Annotated in this window: 4 protein-coding genes; 1 reads left to right on the top strand and 3 read right to left on the bottom strand. The window is 61.4% G+C overall.

Going from position 1 to position 4,369, the window contains the following annotated elements; all coding sequences use genetic code 11:
- Positions 1 to 425: 425 nt before the first annotated feature.
- From MLGJGCBP_RS16555 to MLGJGCBP_RS16565, 3 genes are all read right to left on the bottom strand, one after another.
- Positions 426 to 1,910: an aldehyde dehydrogenase family protein gene (locus MLGJGCBP_RS16555; RefSeq protein ID WP_201453091.1), complete on the bottom strand. Its 1,485-nt coding sequence runs from the start codon at positions 1,908 to 1,910 to the stop codon at positions 426 to 428.
- Positions 1,911 to 1,993: 83 nt separating this feature from the next.
- Positions 1,994 to 2,431 (bottom strand): nuclear transport factor 2 family protein, encoded by a 438-nt coding sequence (locus tag MLGJGCBP_RS16560; RefSeq protein WP_160096972.1) that lies wholly within the window; start codon positions 2,429 to 2,431, stop codon positions 1,994 to 1,996.
- 18 nt (positions 2,432 to 2,449) lie between these two features.
- Complete coding sequence (locus tag MLGJGCBP_RS16565) at positions 2,450 to 3,622, bottom strand: phosphotransferase (RefSeq protein ID WP_160096974.1); 1,173 nt, start codon at positions 3,620 to 3,622, stop codon at positions 2,450 to 2,452.
- A gap of 465 nt (positions 3,623 to 4,087) precedes the next feature.
- On the opposite strand from MLGJGCBP_RS16565, the gene MLGJGCBP_RS16570 reads away from it, so the two are divergent.
- On the top strand, positions 4,088 to 4,369 hold a 282-nt coding region (locus MLGJGCBP_RS16570; protein ID WP_160096976.1), incomplete at its 3' end, for a helix-turn-helix domain-containing protein.

Below are 4,369 nucleotides of genomic sequence, written 5' to 3' on the forward strand. Positions count from 1 at the left end.
GCCGACAACACCAGGCCCGCACCTCCCACTACCGACGCCGCGGCCACCTCCCATAAGTGCCGTTGCAGTACTAGGCGGTCATCGCCGACGGTGTCTGCGATGCCGTCAGCTTCGGGTCCGCATTCATCGCCAACCCGGATTTGCCCGAGCGCTTCGAGGCCAGGGCGGAACTCAACAAGCCGAACCGCGCCGCATATTACCTCGGCCCCAACAGAGATCCGGCGAACGGGTACACCGACTATCCCAGGATGCGGGAGAAGGCTGCTCCGCCGGCAACCGCCGGTCGAGACTGTTGAACACGTACGGGTAGAATCTGGCCGGGAGAGCGGCGTTCCGCTCTCCCGGCCAGTCAGGTTCCGAGGTCTACGACAACAATTGAAGCAGCCAGGGCATTGCAACGCCTTCAGCACCCCGCGCCAGCCAGATCACCCGCCGAGTCGACCCCTGATGTCGGCGATCTCGGCGGCGATCGCCTGGTCGATTCCGGCCTCGACCTCCGAACTGCCCACAACGGCACCGATGGTACCGTCGACAAAGCTTCGTTCGTCGACCGGGGAGGCGACCGTGCGACGATGCGTGAACTCGTCGAAACCGACCTTTCCGTGGTATGCACCGTACCCTGACCCGCCGACACCACCGAAGGGCGCACCCGCAACCGCCTGATGGGCGAAGGTGTCGTTCCGCGTCACACCTCCGGAGTTGGTGCGGTGCAGAAAGTTCCGAAAATCGTCAGTGTCCTCGCCGTACCAGTATGCGCCGAGGGGGGTGGGCCGGGCGTTGATGTAGGAGACGACCTCGGCCACATCGTCGTAGGGGTAGACGGCGATGACCGGTCCGAATATCTCCTCGCTTGAGATGGTCGCATTCTCCGGAACGTCGACGAGGATCGTCGGCGGTATCAGCCTGCTCTCCCGCGAGGGCAGCTGGTCTGCCTCCGTCGGGGTGGCGATCTGCACCTTTGTTGCGCCCTTGGCCACCGCATCGTCGATGAGTGCGACAATCCGATCGTAGTTGCGCCCGTTCACGATGCTCACCACGCCCGGGTTGTCCAGATAAGAAGGAAAGGCCCTCCGGAACGCCCCTTCGAGCTTCGCGACAAACAGGTCGTGCTGTCCACGCGGAACGAACACGTAGTCGGGACACAGGCAGACCTGACCACTGTTCATCATGCGTCCGATCGCGACGCGATGGGCTGCCAGATCAAGATCGACGTCATCTGCGACAACAACGGGGTTCTTTCCGCCCAACTCAAGGGTCAAGGGCACCAAGTTCTTTCCGGCCGCAGCCGCGACCGCCCTACCGACGGCCGGGGATCCGGTCAGGACGAGGTGGTCGAGTTGCAACTCGGAGAACGCTTGTGCAGTGCGCAGATCGCCGACGACCACCGCCACCTCGTCTTCGCCGAAGTACCTGGCCACCGCGTCACGAAACACCTTCCCGGTCCGCCGGTGGAACTCCGGGAACTTCATGATTACCCGATTGCCGGCTCCCAATGCCGCGAAAGCCGGCTGGATGGTCAGGGTGATGGGAAAGTTCCAGGCACCCATCACACCGACGACCCCCTTCGGCTTCTGGTCGATGACGGCGGGTACCGGACCGTCGAGTGGAATCGACCTCATCCATTTCTCGAGATTGTCACGCGTTTCCTTGGCATCCCCGACCCAGGCCATCAGGTCGAACAGCTTTGTCAGCCCCACTGGCCGCGTGCCATAGTCCTGATTCAGCGCCTCGGCGAGGTCGTCGGCGGCTTCGAGAACGGCCAACATCAGGCGGTCGATGCGGCGGCGCCGTGTCTCGGCGCTCGGCGGGCCTTCGCGGAGGAAGGCCGCGCGCTGTGCGGCGACCATCCGTTGGAGCTCCTCGCGGCTGATATGCTCTGTGGCCGCGTCGTGCGACGCTGCAATGGTCATTGGTGAGGGTCCTGTCTTCTCGGTCCCATCGGTGTCACCGATGGATGACGCTGCTTTCACGGTCGGATTTGACTGGTTGGAAATCACTCGACGTCGACGAGCAGTCGGGTGAGCCTCAGAGTCGCTATCTTCCATTCCCCGCCCACCCTCCGGTAGGTCTCGTGATAATGGCCGTATCCACGCATCGTTCGAAATGGCGCGTCCGCAACGGCCCGCAAAACGTCGGTCATGGCCCATGTCCCCCGTGCTTCATCCGACGAGAGAATCTCTATTTCCGGCAGAAAGCCCTGATGTGCACTGACCATTCCCAGCATGCTTTTGCTGATCAACTCGACTGCGGCGTCGCGACCGGTCAGCGCCGGCTCATCATAGACGGTGCCGGGTCTGGTTGCCTCGGCTCCGCCTCGCACGTCGAACAGAACATCCTCGGTGAAGACAGTTCGGTAGGACTCCCAGTCCCTGGTGTCCATGAACCGGAAGTACCTGGCTTTGAGCTGCTTGATCTGTTCAATGTCGTCCATCGATTTCACTCCGCCCGGTCAGAATGCGTCGAGCGCGTCGTAATCGTCGATTGCCGCGCCGATACGCCGGAGCATTTCGAATGTCAATTCTTCACGCTGCATAGGGGCCATGTCGTCGGTCGGGACCAGCGTGATCGTCCAGAATGCGAGTGTGGTGAACAGTTGTTGACGAATGTTGAGCAGAGCGTCGTCGAAGGAGAGATCGGAAACTCCTCTTTCGGCCATCAACTCGAGGTACAGCCGTAGCAGATCCAGTTGCCACTCACGACGCTGCTCGACGGTGAGTGCCGTTGTCGTCGCATAGACGAAATCGCGGCTCCAGTGCCCCACGGTGGTGATCTGCCAGTCCGTTAGCCCCATGCCGCCGTCGTTTCGAATGTACCAGTTCTTGAAATGCACATCGCTGTGAAGGAGAGTCTGCGGGAGTTCGTCGTGACGGGCGACCGACTTCTGGGTCGCCGGCCAGACCTCCGATCGACGCGCGAACAAGCCGGGCGACAGCACCGACTCGGCTCGGACAAATCCGGAGTCGCATGCCTCTGCGAATCCGGGAGTCGACGTCAGGTCCGTCCAGAATGCCGGCCAACTCTTGAAGGGCAGGGATTCGGTTCCCAGCTCCGCACTGCCGTAGAACCGGGAGTGCAGTTTGGCCAGTAGCCGCACCATGTCTTCGGCCTGCGCCCGTGTCAGGATCGTCCGCTCGTCGGGGAACTGCGCCGTGTCCGCGAGATCTTCCATCATGATCAGGTAGGCAAATGTCTTCGGATCGAACCCCGCGTACCACACCTTCGGTACTTCGATGTCGAGTTGGCTCCTCACGTTGGTGTAGAACTCGGCCTCTGCACGCGCGACGTCGAGAACCGCAAGGATGACGCGGTTCTGTAACTGCTCGGCAGCCTTGCAGAACACGCTTGCGGGCAGCCCGGCTCGGATGCCCGCGTCATTGTATGTCAGTGAAACTCGTCGCCGGTTCGACGACCCGTCGTCACGCGGGCCGAGTTCGAACGAGAGCACGGCCGCGTCCGGTACGTCCCGGCACAGCACCGCGGTCAGCCACTCTGGCGTCAGCGCCTGGTATGTCGTTGGGATTTCGTGAAACTCGGTGACCAAACGATCGTGGTCGGCCTCGTAAGCCTTCGTCACCTCGTCCATGAAGACCTTCGTCGTGTGGCCTACTGATGTTTGATTCATGTCATGTCCTGTTCTGCTTGCTTGGGGGCCGCCGTGACAACAGCGGGCTCGAGGCATCGACGAGTACGGCGCCTTCACGACTGAGCGTCGTTTCCAGTCGATCGGCCAGGAAAGGAAAGTGGGGGTTGGCGCACAGTGCCGGCGCATGGATCGAATTGCACTGACACGCCTGGGAATTAATCACTCCACCACACCAATATTTTTCAGACTGTCTGACTCAATATAGGTGATGCTGGTCACGCCGTCAACGGTTGAACGCTTACCGTGTCCGGAACGAACGCGTCCGACTCCGGGACATTCTTCGACCTCGGAATCGAGGCCGTACACGTTACTCGGCATTACCGCATGCCAGCACGCCTTTTCGTGAAATCGTGTGCCCATCAGTTGCGGAAGGCCGGCCAGAAGGGAGGTGGTCGTGGCAAATCAACTGTGTGCGTTCGTCCGGCAGATCAGCATGGAGGAGAGTTGCGGCTGCAGAAGATCAGTCGCCTCACCAAGGACCCGGTCAAGCTGCAGTGCGATCGTGGTGTTGATGTCCGCTCTCAGCATCAGACTGTCAAGGACATCACGTCGCTGTTGCGGGTCGACGCCGACTATGTCCGCGGCGTCATCCATGCGTTCAACGAGCACGGACCCGAGGCCCTGAACCCAAAATGGAGCGGGGGACGCCCTAGAGCGTGTCTGCTATTTGCGGACACGGTGATGAATAACAATCGCGCCGAGGAGTACGCCACCGAGGAAGGTGGT

This window comes from Rhodococcus sp. T7 (assembly GCF_009872365.1).
Taxonomy (GTDB): Bacteria; Actinomycetota; Actinomycetes; order Mycobacteriales; family Mycobacteriaceae; genus Rhodococcus_F.